The organism is Micromonospora sp. NPDC047730 (assembly GCF_043204765.1).
GTDB lineage: Bacteria > Actinomycetota > Actinomycetes > Mycobacteriales > Micromonosporaceae > Micromonospora.
Genome location: NZ_JBIDCU010000015.1, coordinates 157,920 through 180,228, shown reverse-complemented (window position 1 = coordinate 180,228; position 22,309 = coordinate 157,920). Strand labels below are relative to the sequence as shown.

General features: G+C 74.8%; 15 protein-coding genes and 1 pseudogene. 6 read left to right on the top strand and 10 right to left on the bottom strand.

The window, feature by feature from the left end:
- Positions 1-563 precede the first annotated feature (563 nt).
- Positions 564-884: a MazG-like family protein gene (locus tag ACGF5G_RS27760; protein WP_393267992.1), complete on the bottom strand. Its 321-nt coding sequence runs from the start codon at positions 882-884 to the stop codon at positions 564-566.
- A 115-nt stretch (positions 885-999) separates the two neighbouring features.
- Here ACGF5G_RS27760 and gdhA point away from each other — a divergent pair, with 115 nt between their 5' ends.
- Positions 1,000-2,337 carry an NADP-specific glutamate dehydrogenase gene (gene gdhA / locus ACGF5G_RS27755; protein ID WP_393267989.1) on the top strand — a complete coding sequence of 446 codons (1,338 nt, stop codon included), beginning with the start codon at positions 1,000-1,002 and terminating at the stop codon, positions 2,335-2,337.
- 78 nt (positions 2,338-2,415) lie between these two features.
- Here gdhA and ACGF5G_RS27750 read toward each other — a convergent pair whose 3' ends face one another.
- The 3 genes from ACGF5G_RS27750 to ACGF5G_RS27740 are packed head-to-tail and all read right to left on the bottom strand — an operon-like array spanning position 2,416 to position 6,763.
- Positions 2,416-2,895: a roadblock/LC7 domain-containing protein gene (locus ACGF5G_RS27750; protein WP_393267987.1), complete on the bottom strand. Its 480-nt coding sequence runs from the start codon at positions 2,893-2,895 to the stop codon at positions 2,416-2,418.
- Positions 2,892-5,483 (bottom strand): LuxR C-terminal-related transcriptional regulator, encoded by a 2,592-nt coding sequence (locus ACGF5G_RS27745; protein ID WP_393267984.1) that lies wholly within the window; start codon positions 5,481-5,483, stop codon positions 2,892-2,894. The genes ACGF5G_RS27750 and ACGF5G_RS27745 overlap by 4 nt, the downstream gene beginning before the upstream one ends.
- Before the next feature lie 5 nt (positions 5,484-5,488).
- Entirely contained in the window at positions 5,489-6,763 is a 1,275-nt protein-coding gene (locus ACGF5G_RS27740; protein ID WP_393267982.1) for an Hsp70 family protein, read from the bottom strand.
- Between the two features lie 218 nt (positions 6,764-6,981).
- On the opposite strand from ACGF5G_RS27740, the gene ACGF5G_RS27735 reads away from it, so the two are divergent.
- From ACGF5G_RS27735 to ACGF5G_RS27720, 4 genes and pseudogenes are all read left to right on the top strand, one after another.
- The gene (locus ACGF5G_RS27735) at positions 6,982-7,944 is read left to right on the top strand and encodes an IniB N-terminal domain-containing protein (protein ID WP_393267979.1); all 963 of its coding nucleotides are present in this window, start codon (positions 6,982-6,984) and stop codon (positions 7,942-7,944) included.
- A gap of 103 nt (positions 7,945-8,047) precedes the next feature.
- Positions 8,048-9,889, top strand: a complete 1,842-nt coding sequence (locus ACGF5G_RS27730) for a dynamin family protein (RefSeq protein WP_393267976.1) — start codon at positions 8,048-8,050, stop codon at positions 9,887-9,889.
- Positions 9,886-11,355: a dynamin family protein gene (locus ACGF5G_RS27725; protein WP_393267973.1), complete on the top strand. Its 1,470-nt coding sequence runs from the start codon at positions 9,886-9,888 to the stop codon at positions 11,353-11,355. The genes ACGF5G_RS27730 and ACGF5G_RS27725 overlap by 4 nt, the downstream gene beginning before the upstream one ends.
- 142 nt (positions 11,356-11,497) lie before the next feature.
- Positions 11,498-11,944: pseudogene (locus tag ACGF5G_RS27720) on the top strand (FAD-dependent oxidoreductase); the annotation flags it as partial.
- A gap of 109 nt (positions 11,945-12,053) precedes the next feature.
- Here ACGF5G_RS27720 and ACGF5G_RS27715 read toward each other — a convergent pair.
- The 5 genes from ACGF5G_RS27715 to ACGF5G_RS27695 all read right to left on the bottom strand — a co-directional run bounded on the left by ACGF5G_RS27715 (position 12,054) and on the right by ACGF5G_RS27695 (position 19,520).
- Complete coding sequence (locus ACGF5G_RS27715) at positions 12,054-12,650, bottom strand: hypothetical protein (RefSeq protein ID WP_393267972.1); 597 nt, start codon at positions 12,648-12,650, stop codon at positions 12,054-12,056.
- A 675-nt stretch (positions 12,651-13,325) separates the two neighbouring features.
- Complete coding sequence (locus tag ACGF5G_RS27710) at positions 13,326-13,970, bottom strand: response regulator (RefSeq protein WP_393267970.1); 645 nt, start codon at positions 13,968-13,970, stop codon at positions 13,326-13,328.
- The gene (locus ACGF5G_RS27705) at positions 13,961-15,088 is read right to left on the bottom strand and encodes a sensor histidine kinase (RefSeq protein ID WP_393267967.1); all 1,128 of its coding nucleotides are present in this window, start codon (positions 15,086-15,088) and stop codon (positions 13,961-13,963) included. Before ACGF5G_RS27705 ends, ACGF5G_RS27710 begins: the two co-directional genes overlap by 10 nt.
- A gap of 22 nt (positions 15,089-15,110) precedes the next feature.
- Positions 15,111-15,923 carry a DedA family protein gene (locus tag ACGF5G_RS27700; protein WP_393267964.1) on the bottom strand — a complete coding sequence of 271 codons (813 nt, stop codon included), beginning with the start codon at positions 15,921-15,923 and terminating at the stop codon, positions 15,111-15,113.
- A gap of 132 nt (positions 15,924-16,055) precedes the next feature.
- The gene (locus ACGF5G_RS27695; protein ID WP_393267961.1) at positions 16,056-19,520 is read right to left on the bottom strand and encodes a BTAD domain-containing putative transcriptional regulator; all 3,465 of its coding nucleotides are present in this window, start codon (positions 19,518-19,520) and stop codon (positions 16,056-16,058) included.
- A gap of 172 nt (positions 19,521-19,692) precedes the next feature.
- Between ACGF5G_RS27695 and ACGF5G_RS27690 the strand changes: the two genes are divergently transcribed.
- Complete coding sequence (locus ACGF5G_RS27690) at positions 19,693-20,571, top strand: alpha/beta fold hydrolase (protein WP_393267959.1); 879 nt, start codon at positions 19,693-19,695, stop codon at positions 20,569-20,571.
- Positions 20,572-20,685: 114 nt separating this feature from the next.
- On the opposite strand, the gene ACGF5G_RS27685 is transcribed toward ACGF5G_RS27690, so the two are convergent.
- Positions 20,686-22,242, bottom strand: a complete 1,557-nt coding sequence (locus tag ACGF5G_RS27685) for a protein kinase (RefSeq protein WP_393267956.1) — start codon at positions 22,240-22,242, stop codon at positions 20,686-20,688.
- Between the last annotated feature and the right edge of the window lie 67 nt (positions 22,243-22,309).

Genomic DNA, 22,309 nt, shown 5'->3' with positions numbered 1-22,309 from the left:
TTGCTCGGCCGTACGCAGGGTGTAACGACCCCGACCCGGCCACGATTCCGCCCCCACGATGCCCCCGGTCACACCCCGAACCGGACCCACGGGACGACGCCGCACGGTGCCGCCGCCCGGCTCCTGTCGAGCTGCCCTCACAGATGGGGCACAACATGCCGCCGCAGGCGACCGAGCCTGCTGTGACGGGGGTGGTCCCACAGACGGGGCAGCTCGACAGCGCCCACAGCACCCCGTCCACCCTTTGTCACGACCGGTCCCACACAAACGGGGCAGCTTCCCGGACCGCAGCAGCCGACCCACCCACCGCGCGACGAGCGGTCCCACAGATGGGGCAGCTCGACAGGGCGCACGTCACCCGACCCGCCCGGACCTGCCGACAGCGGGGCGACCGGTCGCCACCCCGCAGGCCGGACAACCACGTCAACCCCACTGCCGACACGAGGCCGCACAACCGACATCCAGGCACGGACGGCGCGCGACCACCGACGGGGTGTGGCCCGCACCACGACGCAGAGCGACGCACGGCAAGCACACGCACAGAAGAGGCCAGGACCCGAACCTCAACCAGGAGGAGGCTCGACCCGATCCCGGACCTTGGCCGCACACGAGCCGAGCACCGTTGCCGCGTCCAGTCCGAGGCTCTCGATGGCGACCAGCGCGGTGAACGCCACGTCCGCCAGTTCCGCCGCCACCTCGTCCCGCGTGTGGGTGACACCCTTGCGCGGATTCTGGCCGAGCAGACCGATCCAGGCACCCGCCGCCTCCCCCGCCTCCTCGGTGAGCTTGAGGATCCGGCAGGTCATTTCGGCCTGTCCCGTGCCGTTTGCGGCGTCCAGCCAGCCGCGCGAGGCCCGGACCGCGGCCCAGATCGAGTCGTCCACGGCGAATAGTGAACCGGACGAAGGTCACGGTCCGTATCCCGGGACGGTTGGCGGGTACGCGGACGCCGGATGGTAGCAACGTGGCTACCAGCAAGTAGTGAAGGGACGTGTCGGTATGCCAGAGTCCGTGGAGACGGTGTTCGCCAGTGTGGTCGCCCGCAATCCGGGAGAGCCGGAGTTCCACCAGGCGGTGCGCGAGGTGCTGGAGAGCATCGGTCCGGCCCTGGCCCGGCACCCCGAGTACACCGAGGCGAGGATCATCGAGCGGATCTGCGAGCCGGAGCGGCAGGTCATCTTCCGGGTGCCGTGGGAGGACGACCACGGCCGGGTCCGGGTGAACCGGGGATTCCGGGTGGAGTTCAACAGCGCGCTCGGCCCGTTCAAGGGCGGGCTGCGTTTCCACCCGTCGGTGTACCTCGGGATCGTGAAGTTCCTCGGCTTCGAGCAGATCTTCAAGAACGCGCTGACCGGGCTGCCGATCGGCGGCGGCAAGGGCGGCGCGGACTTCGACCCGAAGGGGCGCTCGGACCGCGAGGTGATGCGGTTCTGCCAGAGTTTCATGACCGAGCTGTACCGGCACATCGGCGCGGAGACCGACGTGCCGGCCGGAGACATCGGCGTGGGCGGCCGGGAAATCGGTTACCTGTTCGGCCAGTACAAGCGGATCACCAACCGGTACGAGTCGGGCGTGCTCACCGGCAAGGGCCTGGCGTACGGAGGCGCGCAGGTGCGCCGGGAGGCGACCGGCTACGGGGCGGTGTTCTTCGCCGAGGAGATGCTGCGGCAGGCCGGGGACGGTCTGGAGGGCAAGCGGGTGGTGGTGTCCGGCTCCGGCAACGTGGCGATCTACGCGATCGAGAAGGTGCACCAACTCGGCGGGAAGGTCGTCGCCTGCTCGGACTCGTCCGGCTACGTGCTCGACGAGAAGGGCATCGACCTGGAACTGCTGCGGGAGTTGAAGGAACAGCGCCGGGCCCGGCTGGACGACTACGCGCGGCACGTGCCGCACGCGGTGGCGGTCTCCGGTCGTACCGTCTGGGAGGTGCCCTGCCAGTTGGCGCTGCCGTGCGCGACGCAGAACGAGATCGGCGGCGCGGAGGCCGCGGCGCTCGTGGCCGGCGGCTGCGTCGCGGTGGTGGAGGGCGCGAACATGCCCACCACGCCGGAGGCGGTGCGGATCCTGGGCCGGGCCGGGGTGCGGTTCGCGCCGGGCAAGGCGGCCAACGCCGGCGGGGTGGCGGTCAGCGCGCTGGAGATGCAGCAGAACGCCAGCCGGGACTCGTGGACCTTCGCGGAGTCGGAGCAGCGGCTACGGGGGATCATGCGGGACATCCACGACCGCTGCTGGGCCACCGCCGACGAGTACGGCCTGCCCGGCGACTACGTGGCCGGGGCGAACATCGACGGGTTCCGCCGGGTGGCGGAGGCGATGCTGGCGCACGGCCTGATCTGACTTCTGAGGCTGGCCTGGTCCGGCGTCAGCGGGCTCGACGCCGGCTGGTCCCGCTGGTCGATCTGCTCGTGCGGGCGGTCAGCGGTGGGCCACCGACGGACCCGGCCAGGTGGAAGCCGGGCCGGAGTCCGCACCGGTGCCCCCGCCCCGCACCGTCGAGGCCGCTTCGAGGTGCACCGGCAGGTGCCGTTCGGCCTGCTCGACGAAGAGCGCCACCTCGTACGCCATGTCGCCGACCTCCGCGTCACCGCCGATCAGGACGGTGAGGATCGCCCCGTTCCGGGTGGTGGCGGTGAACAGGAACGCCCGGGACATCTGCACGACGACCTGACGCAGCGCCCCACCGACGCACACCCGGGCCGCGGCCAGGCCGAAGGCCTCCAGTCCCCCGACCACACTGGACAGTCGCCCGGCGAGCTCGTCGTCGACTCCGCGGGAGACGCCGAGCGGCAGCCCGTCCGGGGACAGCACCACCGCGAAATCGGCCCCCGGCACCCGGTCGACCAGGTCGTTCAGCGCGCCACTCAGGCTGCCGACGCTGACCACGGAAGGCGTCATCTGTCGTCTCCTTGCTCTCGTGACCGGGACCTCGACGGCGTCCGTTCCGGCCAGGGCTGCCGAGCCGCGCCGTCCGACCGGTCGGCGAGGATCGTCCGCAGCAGGGACAGCAGCTCGGCCCGGTTGGCGCAGTTGAGCCGGGACCGCATCCGCGCCACGTGGTGCTCCACGGTCTTCGCGGAGATGAACAGCCGGTCACCGATCTCGCGGTAGGTCGATCCCGCGAGCACCAGCTCGGCCACCTCCCACTCCCGGTCGCTGAGGCGGTGCCGTGCGGGACTCGCGGCGGCGTCGGCGGGACCGCCCGGAGGGCGCTGCCCGCCCTTGGCCCCGGCCGGGCGTCCCTGCAGCATCCGGGCGCAGTCCAGCAGGGTGGTCATCGCCCGTCGGTCCGAGGTGCGGATGGCGGCCTGGCCGGCGAGCCGAGCGCCGTCCCAGCACAGCCCGGCGTCGTGCAGCCCCCGGGCGGCGGCCTCCACCCGGACCGGGTCGACCGTCCCGCGCAACACCTCCACCCAGCAGGCGGCGGCTGCGGCGACCACCGTGGCGTACCGGTTGTGGTCCGCCGCGCCGAGCAGGGCGGCCACGTGGTCGTCGGCCGTCGTCGGGCGCTCGGCGAGGATCGCCGCGTGCAGGCCGCTCCAGTGCAGGGGCACGGTCCACAGCGGCGGGTCGCCGAGCCGGGCCAGCAACTGCCGCGCCTGGCGCAGGTACGGCTCCAGCCGGCTCAGGTGGCCCAGGCGGGCCCCGGCGATGGCCAACTCGCCGAGCGGCAGCAGCGTGAACAGGTCGACCGGGTGGCGGACCAGCGCCTCCAGGGCGGCATCCCAGCCACGCTGGAGCGCGCCGAGGTCGCTGTTGCGCCGGGCGATCCCCATCTCCATCGCCCTGGCGAGGAGCAGGTCGCGCGATTCCAGCGGCCGGCCGCCGGCGGTCACCGTGGCGAGGTGGTCGGCCGCGAGGCCGGTCCGTCCTCGGACCATCGCGATCCAGGCCTGCAGCAACCGGTGCCGCCGGGCCAACAGCGGACCGCCGATGCCGCTGGTCACTGCCCGGTCGAGCACGCCCTCGGCGATGTCCAGTTCGCCGCAGTGCATCGCCGTCAACGCCGCGAGCGCGGCCGGGCTGTCCGGCAGGAGCACCGCCCGGCCTGCCGGCTCCAGCAGCGCCGCTGCCTGCACGAGGGTGGACAGCGCGGTGGTGGGTGGTCCGGCGACGCTGTCCCGAATTCCGTCGGCCATCAGCCGGGCGGCACTGTGGTGCAGGGTGGGCGGTCCACCGGCACGGTCGTCCGCCGGCGGATCCGCTCCGTCGACCTGTTGGCCGACGGCGAGTGCGCCGAGGGCGGCGAACGCCTCCGCGGTGGCGCCGCCCGCCCAGCGGTACAGTTCCACGCTGCGACCGCCCTGGCCACGGTGTGCGAGCGCCGTCGCGGCGACCACCGCCGCCTCCACCTGCTCGGCCGCGGGGGCCGCGGCGAGCAGCCGGTCCGCCAGCCGCAGGGCGAGGTCGAGGTCACCGGCGAGCGCCGCGGCGACCGCCTGCCGGACGGCGGCGGGCCGCCCGGCGGCCGTGGCCGCGGCGAAGAGTTCCGCCGCGACCGCGGGCTCGCCGGCCAGTGCCTCCTCGGCGGCGGCCTCGAGCGTCGGTGCCGGGCACTCGCCGGCCACTCCGGCGGCGAGCAGCGAGCGGACCAGCGGGAGCACCGGCCCGCCCCGGGCCAGCTGCAGTTGGGTGAGCCGGAGCCAGACCGCGGTGCGCTCGGTGACCGGGCTCAGCGCGGTCACCGCCCGCCGCACGATCGGCGCGAGCCGGCCGTCCGCGCCGAGCAGCCCGGCCGCCCGGGTCGCGCCGATCAGCTCGTCCACCTCGACCGGCTCCCGGTCGAGCAGCGCGCCGAGCAGGTCCACCGGCAGCGGTACGCCGGCCGCGACGGCGAGCAGCAGCCGCCGGACGTCGGGAGCCAGGTCCTCCAGGTCCGGCCCGAACTCGAGGATGACCTGTCGGGACGGCTCCGCGGGAACGCCCGGTGGCCCCTCCTGACCGCGCAGCCCGCGGACCAGCCGCTCGACGTAGCGGGGCACACCGCCGGTCTGCCCGTGCACGAAGTCGACCAGGTCGGGCTGTCGGCCGAGCTCCGGCGCGCAGGCGAGGTAGGCGGCGGTCTGCTCTCTGGTGAACGGGGTGAGCAGGACCAGGTGCCCGTCCCGTCGCAGCGCGGCGGCCAGCTCGACCAGCGCCGCCGGCCGGGGCCACGGTCGGTAGCCGACGACCAGGCGGTGCCGGCGGGCGGTCACCAGGTGGCGCAGCGTCCGAAGCTGGGCGTCGTCCAGCAGTTGCGCGTCGTCGACCAGGAGCACTGTGTCCGGGTCGACCGTGTCGGTCTGGTCGGGCGCGCTCTCCAGCACGGTGCACCCGGCCCGCTGGTAGACCGCGGCCAGTTCCTGGAGGTAGGCGCTGCGGCCGTGGCCGCCGGGGCCCGTCACGCCGAGCACCAGCGGCGACGCCGGAGCGGCCGCCACCGAGTCGAGCAGGCCCTGCGACCGTGGGTCCAGCACCAGCCGGTGCCCGGCGACGCCGCTCGTCATGCTGGTCATCCTCTGCCGCCCCGCCTGCGGGCCAACGCCAGGCGGGACGCCTTCGGCAGTTCCAGCGGGGCGAACCGGACCGGTGGGCGCGGTGGTGGTTCGCTCCCGATCCCACTGCGATGATCGGGTCGGTGCCGCGGCGCGACGGCCGGCGCGCCGACGCGGCCCTCGGTGCCGACCGGGGCCGGTCGGTCGTCCCGCCCCTCGCGCCGGGGGCGCGGCGACACCATCTGACAGGCGGCGAGGGCCGCGCCCGTCGCGGCGGTCAGCTGCGGATCGGGCTCCATCTCGACCGGTATCGGAAGGGCCGCGGCGAGCAGCTCGGCGACCAGCGGGATCCGGGTGGACCCGCCGGCGAGCAGGACGCCGTCGAGCTGCGCCGGCGCCAGCCCACCGGAGTGTACGGTCCGCAGCAGCAGGTCGATCGTCGCCTGCACCGCCGGGCGGATCATGTCTTCGAACTGCACCCGGCTCACCGGCACGCGGGCCGACCCGCTCGGCAGCGTCAGGAGCACGTCGGTCTGCGTGCCGACGGTCAGCTCACGCTTGGCCCGCTCGCACCCGGGCAGCAGCCCGCGCAGCGTGTCGTGCGCCTGCCGGGGTGCGGTGCCGCCGAGGTCACCGGTGAGTGCGGTCCGCACGTGCTCGGCGAGCGCCTCGTCGAAGTCGGCACCGCCGATCCACTCGAGCCCCTGCGGGAAGCCGAAGGTCTCGTACGTGCCGCGTGGGGTGCGGCGGACGAGGGCCGCCTCGAAGGTGTTGCCGCCCAGGGCGTAGACGACGGCGGCACTGCCCGGGAAGCCCCGTGCCGCGTGGCTCTCGGCCACCGTGACAGTACGCGGAAGCAGTGTCACGTGGCCCAGGCCGAACTCCCGCAGGGCGGCGTGCAACAGCTCGCGCCGATGCCGGCCCCAGCCCGCCGGGTGGCTGAGCACGACGGCCTGGGCGGGCTCACCCTCGCGGTCGCGCACGCGTTCGACAACCCACGACGTCAGCACCGCGGTCAGCGTCTGCGGTGGGCACGCCTCGCCGGCGAGCATCAGGGGCACGTCGTCGCCGACCCGCCGCACGAAGCCCCGGGCCGTCCGGGCCCCGTCGTCGATGCCGGGCTCGCCGACCGTGAGGCTGCCGTCCCGGGCGAGGTGCAGCACCGACGGCACGATCACCGACCCCGCGTCCAGCGGGACCCCCTCGGGGCGGTTCCAGGTCGCGCCCTGTCGCCGGGCAACGGTGGCTGCGGTGTTGGTGCTTCCGATGTCTATCCCCAGGACGTACGGCATGCGCTTTCTTCCCTCACCGCGAGTCGGCCGGTCGGGGCGACGGCGTCCACACCGCGCGGCGACCACCCCCGGCAAACCCCGCGGGCTCCTACGTTCGTACCAGAGATCACTCCGGCATCAGGACCCTAAATCAGGCCGGGTCGGGACCCCCATTCCCCCTAACGTACGAGGATGCGCGTGCCCTAATCCGGCGGGGCGGGTCGGGGGGCTCGTCCCCGATGACGGAGCCGGTCACCGGCAATAGCGTCACTGTCGACGATCAACGGTCGCCGACGCACATCGAGGAGATCCCGCACATGACCCTGCACGACTTCGTGCTCAATCTGCTCACCGACGCCGACGCCAAGGCGGCGTTCGACCTCGACCCGGAGGGCGCGCTGCAGGCCGCGGGCCTCACCGACATCACCCCCGCCGACGTGCAGGACGTCGTCCCGCTGGTGGTCGACTACGCCCCGACCCAGGGGCTCGCCCCGGTGGCTCCGGTGACCGGTCAGCTCGGAGCCGACCCGCTCGTGGCAGACGTCACCGGCGCCGTCAGTCAGCTGCAGACGGCGACGCCGGAGCTCAGCATCGGCGGCCACAGCGGCCTGGACGTCAAGGCCGGTGTGCTCGGCGCCATCACCGTCGACCCGGCGGCCGTCGGCGTCACGGCCACCGTGCTGCCCGGGATCGGCCTGGGTGTCGGGCACAGCGGTCTCGACACCAACCTCGTCGGGGTGCACGACCTGGCGCACACCCTCGACGCCGACGTGGTCGGCGCGGTGGACACCACGGCCGACCCGGTGGTCGGGGATCTGGCCGGCACGGTCGGCAACCCGGGCAGCGTGCTCGACGCCACCGACCACGGCCTGCTCGGCACCCCGGACGGCCTGCTCGGGGGCGCGCTGTCCGGCACCGAGGGCCACGTCGGCGGGATCGTCGGCTCGCTGGGTGGCGACGACGCGCTGGGCGGGCTCGGTCTGGGCGACGGCGGCACCGGCCTGGTCCCGCCGGTCGACGTGCCGTCGACTGTGAGCGGCGTGACGGGCCAGGTGGACGGCGCCCTCGGCGGCGTCACCGGCGCGGTCGGCGGCGTGACCGGTGACGTCACCGGCGGCGTGAGCGGCAAGGCCGAGGTCCACGGCGAGGTCTCCGCCTCCTCCGGCGGCGGGCTGCTGGGTCTCGGCGACGGTCTGCTCTGACCGTTCCGGACGACGGCGAGAAAAGCCGGATCGCGGACGGCGATCCGGCTTTCTCCGCATCCCTCTTGATATTTGAGCCGAAATCCGCACACTTGGTGCGGTGATGGCGGGGATCTGGTTGGACGTGCTCGACGGGATCGCCCGCACGTGCCGCGAACACGGACGGGGCGACCTGCTCCAAGCCGTCCGCGACAAGCGCGTCCAACTGCTCGACCCGACCCTGCGCGTCCTGGTCGTCGGCGAGCCGAACCAGGGCAAGAGCCAGTTGGTCAACGCGATCGTCAACGCTCCGGTCTGCCCGGTCGGGGACGGTCCCACCACTGTGCTGCCGACGGTCGTGCGCCACGGCGAGGTCGCCTCGGCGGCGGTGGTCCACACGCCGCCCGCGGCGGGCCCGGTCGATGCCGCCACCGTCGAGCGAACCGCGGTACCGGTGGACCGGATCGCGCCCGCGGTGGCCGGCACGCTCGGGCGCCGGCCCGGCGGCGGCCCCGCGCACGTCGAGATCGGACTGCCCCGCGCGCTGCTCGGCGCCGGACTGGTGCTGGTGGACACCACCGGCAGCGACGAGGCGACCGCGATCGGTGGCGGCGCCCCGATCGCCGCCGTGAGTCGTGCGGACGCGGTGCTGCTGGTCTCCGATTCGACCCGGGAACTCTCCGTCGCCGAGATCAACATGCTGCTGCACATCACCCGGTCGCACCCGAACGTGGTGGTGGTGCAGACCAAGACCGACCTGGTGACGGATTGGCGTGCCGTCGCCGAGCGCAACCGGCGACACCTCGCCGAGGCAGGCGTACCGGCGGCGCTGATCCCGGTCTCGTCGGCGTTACGCCTGCGGGCGGCCGTCACCGACGACCGCGAGCTCAACGCCGAGTCGGGCTTCCCGGTGCTGATCGCCCGGCTCCAGCGGGACCTGGCCGGCAAGGCCGATCCGCTGGCGCGCGCCTCGGTGGCGCTGACCGCTCGAACGGTGGTCGAACAGCTCGCCGCGCCGCTCCGCGCCGAGCTGGAGAGCCAGGAGGCGCAGCGGCAGTCCGGCCCGATCTCCCAGCTGCACGCGGCCCAGCGGGAGGTCGACGAGTTGCGCCGCTGCTCCACGCGCTGGCAGAACACCCTCAATGACGAGATGGGCGACCTGCTCTCCGACATCGAGTACGACCTGCGCGACCGGACCCGCCAGATCCTGCGAATGGTCGACGAGGCGTTCGACACGGCGGACCCGCTCGTCGCCTGGGACACCTTCCAGGACTGGCTCGAACGCAGCCTGACCGAGGCGGCGAAGGCGAACCACGAGTGGCTGGTCCAGCGCTGCGACTGGGCCGCGCGCCGGGTGGCCGCCAACTTCGCCCGGTACGGCTACGACGTGCTGCCACCCTGGTCGGTGACCGTGCCGGAGGACATCGGCGACCGGCTGCCGGAGATGGAACGGCCGCACATCGACCGGTTCACCGCGAGCCAGAAGGTGATCACCGGCATGAAGGGCTCGTACGGGGGCCTGCTGATGTTCGGCCTCGCGCTCACGCTGGCCGGCATGCCGATGATCAACCCTGTCTCGATCGGCGCCGGCGCGCTGTTCGGCGGCAAGAGCATCCACGACGAGAGCAGACAGCTGCTCCGCCGCCGCCAGTCGACGGTCAAGACGGCGATCCAGCGCCACGTCGACGACTACTTCGTCCGCATGAACAAGGACTGCCGGGACACCGTCCGGCAGGTGCAGCGGATGCTCCGAGACCACTTCACCGCGCTGACCGAGGAGTTGCAGGAGGCCATCATCCAGTCGTTCCGCACCGCCAAGCAGGCTGCCGACACCGACCTGGCCGTCCGCGAGCAGCGCCAGCGCGAGATCCGACTGAAGATGACCCGGCTGGCCGCGCTCTACGACCAGGCCCAACAGTTGACCGGGGCCCGGACCGCCCCGGCGGGGCTGGGGTCCCCCGCATGACCGTCGGCCTGCGGCTCGACGAGGCGGTGTGGGGGCTGCTGCAGCGCGCCCTGCAGCTCTACCGGGACAACCCGCGGGCCACCGCTGCTCTCCGCCACCAACTGGCGCGGTTGGAGCAGCCGCTGCGCCTCGCGGTCGCCGGCCCCTGGCGTTCCGGAAAGTCCACCATGCTGAACGCCATCATGGGCGAGGAGGTCGCGCCCGTCGGCGACGCGGACGGCACCGACGTCTTCACCTGGTACGAGGACGCGCCGCAACCACGCGCCCTCGCCTACTCGACCAGTCACCCGCCGCAGGAGCTGGCGATGGTCAAGTCGGCGACGGGGATGCGGGTGGACCTCGTCGGCTGGCGAGCCGGCGAGCTGCGCGACATCGTGGTGCGGTGGCCCACCCGGGCCCTGCGGCAGGTGACCCTCATCGACACGCCCGCAATCACCGGCGTGGACGAGCACGGCCGGGCGCCGGTGATGGACCGGGTGCTGCGCGACGCCGACGCGGTGTTGTACCTGACCCGGGACGGTCGCGGCACCGACCTGAGGGTCCTGGAGACCAGCCGGGAGAGCGCCGTCGGCCAAGCGGCCCCGGTGAACGTCGTCCTGGTGCTGTCCCGGGCCGACGAGACCGGCGGCGGACGAATCGACGCCCTGATCACCGCCCGCCGACTCGCCCGCCGGCAGTACCGCGACCCCCGCGTGAACGCGCTCTGCGTGGACACAGTGGCGTGCAGCGGGCTGATCGGCCTGGCCGGCCGGGTGCTCAGCGAGTCGGACTTCGCGGTGCTCGCGCAGTTGGCCCGCGTGCCCCGCGAGGCCCTGGAGCCCCACCTGCTCTCGGCCGACCGCTTCGCCGGCGGCAAGCTACCCGTACCGCTGGACGCCGAGGTACGCGCCGCGCTGCTCGACCGGCTCGGCCTCTTCGGGGTCCGGCTCGCGACCACCCTGGTCCGTACCGGCTGCGACAACCGGGCCAAGCTGTCCGCCGAGCTCATCCGCCGCAGCGGCCTGACCGACCTGCGCGAGTCGGTGAACCGCCTCCTCATCGACCGGCGGGACGCGCTCAAGGCGCGCTCGGCGATGGTCGCCGTGGAGGCGCTGCTGCGAGCCGAACCCGAACCGGGCACCGATGAGCTGCTCACCATGCTGGAGCAGATCCTCGCCGGCGCGCACGAGTTCCAGGAGCTGCGACTGCTCGCGGCGTTGCGGAACACCCGGCTCGGATTCGACACCGGGTTGGCCGAGGAGGCACGGCGGCTGGTCGGCGGGGACGGCGTCGGCCTGGCCGCCCGACTCGGCGTCGAACACGACGCGACCACGCAGCAGCTCTGGGATGTCGCCGCCGACGCGCAGTGGAGCTGGCGGAACCGGGCGGAGGACAGCTCGCTCCGGCTGACCCAGCGGCGGGGCGCACAGGTCGTCGTCCGCAGCTGCGAGGGGATCCTCGCCGAACTGGCCGAGGGCAGCCGCTGACGTCGCCTGCGACTCCTGTTGTTCCGTCGGTTCCCGCGCGAAGCCAGTCGATCATGATTGAATGCTGCGCGTCGCGGTGCTCGGGGTGCGGATGCCGCGCCCCCGCCCCCTCATCGCAATGTGACGCGGGCCATGTCAGCCCATGTCACGAACGGAACGGCAGCTTGCGTCTGGTGGTCGTCCGCACAGCGGGAACGACCGACACGAAAGAGACAGCAGAGCGATGAACGCGACAACAGCGCAACAGCACGAGGTCCTGGTCCTGGGCGCCGGCTACGCCGCGCTCTCCGCCGCGATCCAGCTCGCGGCCCGCACCAGGAAGCGTGGGAACCTGCGAGCGACGCTGGTCAACCCCTACGACACCTTCACCGAGCGGCTCCGACTGCACATGACTGCCACCGGCCAGGAGACGGCCGAGATGAACATCCCGGAACTGCTGGACGGCACCGGCGCCGACTTCGTCCGCGGCTGGGTCACCGCCGTCGACGCCGAGGCGAAGACCGTCCGGATCGACGACGACCGGGTCCTGCGCTACGACACCCTGGTCTACGGCCTGGGCAGCATCGCGGACGCCGTCGCCGTCCCCGGCGCGGACGACCACGCCTACACCCTCAACGGCCCGGAGGATGCCGACCTCCTCCAGAAAACCCGCTGGCCGGCACCCGAACGGGGTACCGGCCAGCGGCATCACGCAACTGTCAGTTGTTCCAGTGCTCGGCCACGAGGTCGGCGGCCTGCTGCTCCCACTGGGCGTAGTGGTCCGGGTACGCCGACACCTGCACCGTCTGCGCGGCCTCGGTCAGCGGCATGTCCTGCCACCCGTCGACCTGCTTCAGACCCTTCAGGAACGCCGTCGTCGAGTACTCCGGGTCGGTGATCTGCTCCACCGTGCCCCAACCCGAGGACGGGCGCTGCTGGAACAGACCCTGCGAGTCGTGGTCGTTGCGGTCACCCAGATGACCCAGGTTCTCCAGCTTCGACTCCTGCAACGCCGTCGCGATCGACACCACCGCGGCCCGCTCGTCCATCCCAGCCTTCTTCGTCGCCGCGATGATCGCCTTCACGTTGGCGACCTGCTCGTCGGTCAGGTCGATGCGCGACTGCGCACCCTGCACGCCATGCGGGATCAGCTTCGTCTTGTCCACGGCCGGCTTGTCCGCCTGCACCGCCACGGCGGTGACCGGCGTCGCCGCCACGGGGGTGGTGTCGGCGTGGTTCAGCGGACCAGCAGCCAGACCACCAGCAACAGCCAGACCAGCAATACCAAGAACGCTCTTACGCACGATCGTGTTCATCAGGATGCTCCATTCGGGGGTTGGCACCACGACGCCGAAGGGGGTCAGCGAGGGGTGCAAGCACCGTCCGGCGCTCAAAGAACAGGGGATCCGGCGTCTCACCGGGAAGATCAGAACCGGCCATCCACGCGGGGCGAGGGGGTCGCCCTGCACGGGCCGGGACCATGTGTAACGACCGGCGGCCCACCATAATTCCGGGGACCCACACCCCGCCACCCGGAGGCGGCGCGGCCTTGCTCGGCCGTACGCATGGTGTAACGACCCCGGCCCCGCCACGATTCCGCGCCCACGATGCCCCCGGTCACACCCAGAAGCGAACCCGTCGGGGGTGCTACCCGGCCCCTGTCGAGCTGCCCCACAGATGGGGCACATGGTGCCGGCGCAGACCACCGAGCCTGGGGTGACACGTGGTCTCCCAGACGGGGCAGCTCGACGCCAATCGGACATCCCGGCGCGGACGGCCCCGCGACCACCGACGGGGTGTGGCCCGCCGTGCCCGGCGCAGGGATCAAGCCTGACCGCCCGGAGCCGGGCACGGCGGGGGGGGGCCCCGCCCCCCCGGGCCGGGGCGCCCCCCCCCCCCCCCGGGCGGGGGCCCGGGGGGGCCACACCCCCACCACGACGCACAGCAAACCCACACCCCACCACGACCGCAGCAGCAGCGGAGAGAAGAACTCAGACCCCGAGATACCGCAGCACCGCGAGCACCCGCCGGCTGTAACCCCCCGCCCGCGACAGCTCCAGCTTGTCGAAGATCGTGTTGATGTGCTTCTCCACCGCGCTCTGCGACACGTGCAGCCTCCCAGCGATCGTGGCGTTGGTGTGGCCCTGCGCCATGTGGTGCAGCACGTCCCGTTCGCGCGGTGTCAGCCGCGCCAGCGGGTCGGTGCGGTCGGCGCCGGCCAGGACCTGCCGCACCACCTCGGGGTCCAACGCCGTCGCGCCCTCGGCCACCCGGTCCAGGGCGTCGAGGAAGTCGTCCACCTGGGCGACCCGGTCCTTGAGCACGTAGCCCACGCCCTCGGGACGGTCGGCGAGCAGCCGGGTGGCGTACCGCTTCTCGACGTACTGGGAGAGGACCAGGACTCCGGTGCCGGGCCAGCGCCGCCGGATCTCCAGGGCGGCCCGCAGCCCGTCGTCGGTGTGGGTGGGCGGCATCCGTACGTCGGTGACGACGACGTCGGGCCGGTGCCGGGCGACGGCGTCGACCACGTCGTCGGCGGTGGCGACGGCGGCGGCGACCTCGTGGCCCTCCTCGGTCAGCAGCCGGACCAGGCCCTCACGCAGCAGCGTGGAGTCCTCCGCGAGCACTATCCGCACGGCAGCTCCACCGACACCGTGGTGGGCCCGCCGGCCGGGCTGTCGACCCACAGCCGCCCGTCCTGCGCCGCGACCCGTCGCGCCAGGCCGGACAGCCCGCGCCCGGCGGGGTCGGCCCCGCCGACGCCGTCGTCGTGCACCGTCATCCGGACGAACTCCTCCCCGGCCCCGATCTCGACGGTGATCAGGGTAGCGGCGGCGTGCTTCGCCGCGTTGGTCAGCGCCTCGCACGCGACGAAGTACAGCACGGTCTCGACCTGCCGCTGCGGGCGTACCGGCAGGTCGCAGCGGACGCGGACGGGAACGTCGGAGCGCTGGGCGACCATCTCCAGCACCTGCCCGAGGTCGGCGTCGTCGAGCGCGGACGGGTACACCCGCCAGGCCACCTCGCGCAGCTCCGCGACGGCCTGCTGCGCGTCGGCGTGGGCCTGGGCGAGCAGCGCGGCGGTGCGCTCGGCGTCCCGGCTGCGGCGGGCCCGGCCGAGCAGCATGCCGAGGGCGACCAGGCGCTGCTGGAGACCGTCGTGCAGGTCCCGCTCGATGCGCTGCCGTTCGGCGTCCACGGCGGCGATGACACCGGCGCGGCTGGCGGCCAACTCCCGGACCCGGTTCTCCAGCAGGGTGCGGGCGTTCGGGCCGAGCAGGCGCCGGGCAAGCCGGACGTCCAGCGCGGCCACGCTCACCACGGCCTGCACGTTGACCAGGAGCAGCGCCGCGCCGACGACGGCCTGCAGCAGCGCGTCGGTCACGCCGAGGTCGCCGCGGAACACGGCCCGCACCACGATCGACGCCAGCACCACGCCGACGGCCAGCACCCCGTACGCGAGCAGGCCCAGCGCCCCGGGCAGCAGGCGGGCGGCCAGGTAACCGACCTCCCGCCGGCCCGCCGCCCCGGGCGGAACCTCGACGCCGTGGAACCGGGCCAGCCGGTCCCGCTCGTACCGCGCCAGCGTCGCGGCGTACCGGCGGATCGCGGTGCGGACGCGGCGACGGGCCGGCGGCACGGCCGCGGCGCCGGCCACGGCGACGGCCGCGCCGAGGAGGAACAGCGCCTCGACCACGGCCGTGAGGATCCCGAGGGCGACCCCGACGGGGATCCGGGCCGGGCGTGGCGTCACCGACCGGGGCACCTCCACCGGCTCAGCGCACCCCGTCGCGGTCCCACGGGGCGGGCTGCCCCTCCGAGTGGGCGCTGCGGTAGATGGTGCCCCGCCCGGCCGGGTCGGGCCCGTGGTGCAGCGGGGCGGGTCCGGGGGTCGGCTCCGGCTCGACGGCCGCTGCCGCGCCCCGCCGGGCACGGATCACCCGGGAGACCACGAACCAGCCGACGGCCGCCACGCTGGCGACGATGACCACGTTCTGGAGCACGCCGACGTACCCCTCGACCAGGTGCCAGTTGTCACCGAGCAGGTAGCCGGCCATCACGAAGGTGGTGTTCCAGATCAGGCTGCCGAGGGTCGTGTAGACCGCGAACGTCCACACGGGCATGCGCTCCACGCCGGCCGGGATGGAGATCAGGCTGCGGAAGATCGGGATCATCCGGCCGAAGAAGACGGCCTTGACCCCGTGTCGCAGGAACCACTCCTCGGTGCGGTCCACGTCGCTGAGCTTGACCAGCGGCAGCCGCGCCGCGATCGCCCTGATCCGCTCCCGACCGAGCGCGGCGCCGATGTAGTACAGCGCGAGGGCGCCGAGCAGCGAACCGAGGGTGGTCCAGAAGATCGCGCTGACCACACTCATCCGCCCCTGACCGGCGACGAAGCCGGCGAGCGGCAGGATCACCTCGCTGGGGATCGGCGGGAAGAGGTTCTCCAGGGCGACGGCCAGGCCCGCGCCGGGACCACCGAGCCGTTCCACCAGGCCGGTGACGTAGCCGACCAGGCCGTCCTCCGGTGGTGCGGCCTCCCCCGTGGCGGTTCCGGTGGCGAGCAGGGCGTGCGCGGTACGAATCATGGCCCCCACGCTACGAACTCATCCTGAGAGCCGACCATGGGGCCGGCCGCCCGGTTCCGCCGGGCGACCGCACCGGGCGGGTGCGGAAAACCGCAGGGGCCGCGCCCGACGGACCCGGCGGCGGCCGCCGTCCTAGCGGGCCGCCCGCGCCGCGACCGCGCGGGCGGTCCGGCGGTGCGCGGCGGCCTCGTCGGGGCGGCCCAGCGCGGCGGCGAGGTCGCCGAGGTGGTGGGCGACCGGGCCGAGGGTGAGGATGCCGCTGCCGGCCCCGGCCAGCTCGTCGGCGGCGGGCGCCAGTTCGGCGTACGCCCACCGCATCGTCGCGCCGTCACCGAGGGCCAGGGCGGCTCGGGCGGCGAGGCAGAGCCGGGCCTCGCGGAGCAGGTCGTGCGGTGACTCCGGGAGGGCGCGCAGCGCGGCGGCGGCCTCGCCACGGTGGCCGGTGGAGAGCAGCACCAGGGGCCGGGCCCAGGGCTCGTACGGCCCGAAGTCCCCGTCCGTCCGATCGTGCCGCCCCGGCCCGCTGGCTCCCCGCTCCCCCGGTGCGGGTGCCAGGCGCAGGCACAGCAGCGCGAGGGCGAGCAGGCCGTGTTCCATGCCGGGCATCCCGCTGCCGGTGAGCGTGGCCTGCGCGGCCCGGTACGCGGCCTCCGCCCCTTCCGGGTCACCGCCGACCGCCAGCCGCAGGGCGGCGTACCACCGGGTGAAGACGCCCACCAGCGGCAGGTCGTACCGCTCGGCGAGGCGGTCCGCGGCGTCGGCGTGCGCGTCCGCGACCGTGAGGTCGGCGAGGGCGCAGTGCGCCTGCAGGAGGACGAGGTGGCCGAGGACCTCGAAGCTCACCAGCTCGTGCCGGGCGGCCAGGTCGACCAGTTCGGCGCCGATGCGGGCGCGCTCGGCGGCGAGACCGGCCCGGCCGAAGGAGTGCAGGAAGCGGGCGTTGAGCGCGTGCGCGAGCAGCGCCGGGTGCGACAGCCGCCGGGCGATGGCCTCCGCCTCGCGCGCCGCCCCGTGACCCCGGTCGGTGGTCGTTCCGCGCAACTCCAGGGCGAGGGTGCTCAGCAGCCGGCTGCGCCGTTCCGGCTCGTCGTCGCCGAGCGCGGCCAGCGTGCGCTCGGCGGCCCGGACGACCTGGCGGGAGAGCTGCTCGTCGTCGTTGCGGGTCCAGATCGCCGGGACGTCGAACGCGGTCAGCACGCTCGTGGCCAGGCCCGGATCGTCGAGCCCGACGGCCGTGGCGATCGCCGCCGACCGGAGCCGCCGCGCCTCGTCGAGGTGGCCGGTGACGGCGAGTGCCCGGCCCAGTCCCATCGCCGCGTCCAACCGCCCGCGTACGTCGTCGTCGCCCGCACGGTCGTGGGCGGCGACCGCCTGCCGCCACAGGCGGGCCGCCTCGTGCGGGTGGAAGCGGCGTTCGGCCTGCGCTGCCGCCGCCCGGGCGTAGCGCGCGGCGCGGGGCGCGGTGGCGCGGGTCGCCGCGCGGGCGAAGTGGTGGGCGAGGGCGGCGACGTCGTGCGGGTACAGCCGCTCGATGGCGTCCCCGGCGGCGGCGTGCCAGCGGGCCCGGCGCGGCCCGGACAGGTCGCCGTAGAGCGTGTCCCGCACCAGGATGTGGGTGAACCGCAGCCGCCCGTCGGCCTCGTGCTCGCCGAGGAAGCCGGCCGCCAGGGCGCGGTCCAGGGCGTCCAGCACCGGCGCGGGGTCGCCGGCCAGCGCGGCCAGCACATCCGGGTCGACGTCGCGGCCGAGCACCGCCGCCTGCCGCAGCACGGTCTGCGCCGCGTCCGGCAACCGGGCGAGGCGGTGCCGGATCACGTCCCGCACCCCCGCTGGGACCTGGTGCAGCGCCGACTCGCCCTCGGCCGCGAGCAGCCGCGCCAGTTCCCGGACGAAGAACGGGTTCCCGCCGCTGCGACGGTGGATCAGGCGTACCACCGCGTCGTCCAGTGCAGGCCCGGCGACGGCGCGGGCCAGGTCGCCGGTCGCCGGCTCGGGCAGGCCGCCGAGGTAGACCCGGACCGGTTCGGTGGGGGCCACCCGGGCCAGCGCGGCGGTCAACTCCGGGGTGATCTCGGCGGCGCGGTACGTCCCCACGACCAGCAGCGGGCCGGCGACCGGCTCCGGCTCGCCGACCAGGGCGGTCAGCAGGTCCAGGGTGTCGGCGTCGGCGCGGTGCAGGTCGTCGACGACCAGCAGCACCGGCGCCCGGCCGGCCGCCGCCGACACCACGGCGGCGGTGGCGCGGTGGACCCGGAACCGGGCCGCCGCCGGGTCCTCGCCGGGACCGACGGCGTACGGCCCCGCGCCGGTGCCGTACGAGCCCGGGCTGGTGCCGTCCGACCCCGCACCGACGGCGTGCGGCCCCGGGTCGGGGCCGCCGGGCGACGGCGCCTCCCGCCAGCCGGTGGCGTGCGGCGCCGGGTCGGTGGCCCCGGTGAGCGCGTCGGTGATCTGGGTCCACGGCCAGGCGGCGGGAGCGCCCTCGTACTCGGGGCAGTGGCCCCACGCCGTCGTCCAGCCGTCGGCGGTCAACTCCCCGGCGAGCGCGTCGGCCAGGGCCGTCTTGCCCGCGCCCGCCTCGCCCGAGACGAGGGCCAGCACGGGGGCGCCGTGCCGGGCGACGTGCCGGGCGGCCTGCCGCAGGAGGGTCAACTCCTCGTCACGGCCGACGAACGGGCGGCGGTCGTCGCGGTCCCGGGCACCGGTGGGCGAGGTCCCGCGCGGCGCCGCCGGGCGGTCGCGTCCCTGCTCGGTGCCGCCGCGAGCGGGCGGCACGGCGTCGGCCCGCGCCGGCGGGGACACCTCGGGCGGGATGAGTTCCGGCGCCTGGGCGAGGATGTCGGCCTCCAGTCGCCGCAGCCGGGGGCCCGGGTCGACGCCGAGTTCCGCCACCAGGGTGTCGCGGGCCTGCCGCAGCACGGCCAGTGCCTCGCCCTGGCGACCCGACCGGTACAGGGCCGTAGCCAGCAACTGCCAGGCGTCCTCCCGCAGCGGGTGACCGGTGGCGTGGGCCCGCAGCCCGGTGGCCGCCTCGGCGGCCCGGCCCAGGGCCAGCAGCGCCTCGGCCCGCCGCTCGACGGCCAGCATTCGCAGCTCGTCGAGCCGGTCAATCTCGGCCCGGGCCCAGGGCTGCCCGGCGAACTCGGCGTACGCGGGGCCGCGCCACAGGGCGAGCGCGCCGTCCAGGCACGCCAGCGCCGGGCCGGGCCCGCCCGCTGCCAGCAGCTCGCCCGCCTCGGCGACCGCCGCCTCGAACCGCCAGGAATCCACCGCCTCGGGCGCGGCACGCAGCGCGTACCCGGGTGGATCGGTCACCAACAGCCGGGCCGGCTGCCGGGGTGGCCGGCCCGGTTCCAGGGCCCGGCGCAGGTCGGCGACGAACGTCCGGATCGCCCCCACCGCGCCGTCCGCGGGCTCCTCCCACAGGTCACCGACGAGCCGGTCGACCGGCACGACCCGGCCCCGGGCGACGAGCAGGCGGGCCAGCACCGCCCGCTGGCGGGGGCCCTTCAGCGCGACGGGACCGAGGTCGTTCACCGCCTCCACCGGCCCCAGCACGCCGAAGGCCACCGGGGGTGCCGCCGACTGCCTGGTCATGTCACCAATCTAGGCACGCCCGAGCGCCGGCTCTCCCACGGCCGGGTCCGCGCGCCACTCACCCGTTGCTGACCGTTCACTGACCGGCCCCGGGCAGGCTCGACGCCGGACGACGTGGTCCCCGAGGACCACCGCGCCCGCCACCTCACCCGCACCGCAGAGAGGACCACCCGTGAACCCGACCATCAGGGGATTCGACTACCGGCGCGTCACCGTCGCCGACGGCGTCACGCTCAACGCGGCAGTCGCCGGCTCCGGCAGCCCGGTCGTGCTGCTGCACGGCTTCCCACAGACCCACCTCATGTGGCGGCACGTCGCCGCCGATCTCGCCGCCGACCACACCGTGATCTGCCCGGACCTGCGCGGCTACGGCGACAGCGACAAGCCCGCCGACCCCGACGGCACCGCGTACGCGAAGCGGACCATGGCCGCCGACGTCGTCGCGCTGGCCCGCGCGCTGGGGCACGACCGCTTCGCCCTGGCCGGGCACGACCGAGGCGCGCTGGTCGCCGTCCGCGCCGGCCTCGACCATCCGCGGGCGGTCACCCACCTCGCCGCGCTCGACGTGCTGCCGACCCTCGACATGTGGGACGTCCTGCACGGCACGACCGCCGCCGTCGGCTTCCACCTCTACCTGATGGCCCAGCCGCCCGGCCTGCCCGAGCAGCTCATCGGTGCCAGCCCGGACGCCTTCTTCGGCCACTTCCTCGACGCCTGGACCCGGGACCCGGACGCCCTGCCCGCCGACGTGCGGGCCGCGTACCTGCGGGCGTCCCGGGAGGCCGTCACCTCGATCGTCGCCGACTACCGCGCCTCGGCCGGCATCGACGTCGAGCACGACCGGGCCGACCGCGCGGCCGGCAACAGGCTGCGCATGCCGGTGACGGTGCTGCAGCAGGACTGGGGCGCGGCCCTCGGCTACGACGCGGCCGGGCTGTGGCGGGCGTGGGCGCCGGACCTGGAGCACCGCACCGTCTCCTGCGGCCACTTCATGGCCGAGGAGTCGCCCGCCGAGGTCGTCAAGGCCCTGCGCGCCCTCCTGGCCAGGTGACCGGCCGGCGGCCGTAGTGGGCTGGGGTGACCCAGCGCACCCCGCACGCCGACGACCGGCCCGGATCTGGGGTCCGGGTCGGCTGAGCGGGGCGTCGGATCGGCTCGGCGCGGCTCAGTCGTCGTCCTCGTCGTCGCCCGGCGAGCCGATGTCGACCCGGTCGAGCAGGGCATCGAGGCGGGCCGCCGTGTCGGGCGAGATCCGCCCCTCCTCGACCGCCTCGGCGAGCCGCTCCCGCAGGTCCTCGACCCGCTTCGGCCGGTCCTTCGGCTTGCCGCGGCTCAGGTCGGCGAGCTTGTCCCGAAGCTGCTCGACCGTCTTCCGGTCGATCTCGCCCCGGGCCTGTGCCTGCACGAGCGCGGCGGCGAACTCGGCGGCGAGTTGACGCAGGCCGATCGGGGCCGACTGGGCGGTCGACGGCGGGGCGGAGGGGCTGGCCTCCGGCGTCGGCGACGCGGTGCTCGGCTCCTCGGCCGGCGTGACCACGGACGGGGCGGCGGTCGGCGGCGGATTCCCGTTGTCGTCGAGGGCGAGCACCCCGACGAGCCCGACGAGCAGCGCGACGCCGGCGGCGACCAGCACGGCGATCGGCCGGTTCCCCGAGGCCCGCGAGCCGGTGGCGGGGACGGGACGCGGGCCGCCGGCGGCCACGGGTCGGCCGCCCGCCGCCGGCACGCCGGCCCGGCCGGCGGTCACCGGGGATCCCGGCCGACCGGTGGAGGCCGCCGCCGAGGTGGGCAGCGAGCGGTCGACCAGCGTGGGCGGGTGCGCCGGCGGGACCGCGCCCGCCGCCGGTGCGGGCAGGGTCGGCAGGACCGCGGTGTGCGGGTCGGCGGGCGCCGCGCCGGCGAGGCGGGCGGCGAGCTGGGCCGCGGTGGGCCGGCGGGCCGGGTCGGCGGCGAGGCAGGCCAGGGTCAGGTCGGCGACGTCGGCGGGCAGGCCGGGGATCCGCAGGGGCGGCACGGGCGTGTGCCCGGCGTGCACCTCCAGCGCGTCCTCCCAGGTCCGCACGGGCAGCGGGGCCCGGCCGGTGAGGGTGCGGTAGAGCAGCGCGCCGAGGGCGTAGACGTCGCTGGCCGGGTTCGGCGGCCCGGGCCGCATCCGCTCCGGCGCGAAGTAGGCGGGCGTGCCCATCAGCAGCTCGCCGGTCTGCCCGGCCAGCGGGTGGTCCGGGCCGGCGAGCGCGGCGATGCCGAAGTCGAGCACCTTGGCGCCGGTCTCGGTGAGCATGACGTTGCCCGGCTTGATGTCGCGGTGCACCACGCCGATGCGGTGGGCGGCGGCGAGCGCGGCGGCGACCTGACCGGCAAGCCGGACGGCGTCCGGCCAGGCGAGTGGGCCGTCGGCGAGCCGGTCGGCGAGGTTGCGCCCCTCCACCAGCTCCATCACCAGGTACGGCACGACCGCGCCGCCGGCCAGGCTCGCCTCGCCGTAGTCGTACACCTGGGTCACGTGGGGGTGGGTGAGCCGCGCGGCGGCGCGGGCCTCGCGCTGGATGGTGGCCCGCAGGTGCGGGTCGGTGCCGAACTCCCCGGCGAGGGCCTTGACCGCGACGGGGCGGTGCAGCACCTCGTCGTCGGCGCGCCACACCTCGGACATCCCGCCGAGGCCGATGCGCTCGCGCAGGACGTACCGGTCGTGCAACCGAAGGGTGGGCGAGAACGGCGACATAGCCGTTCAGTCTGCCTGGCCGGCGGGGCGGCCACCACCCGCCATGCCCGGTTGGGCTCCGGCCGTC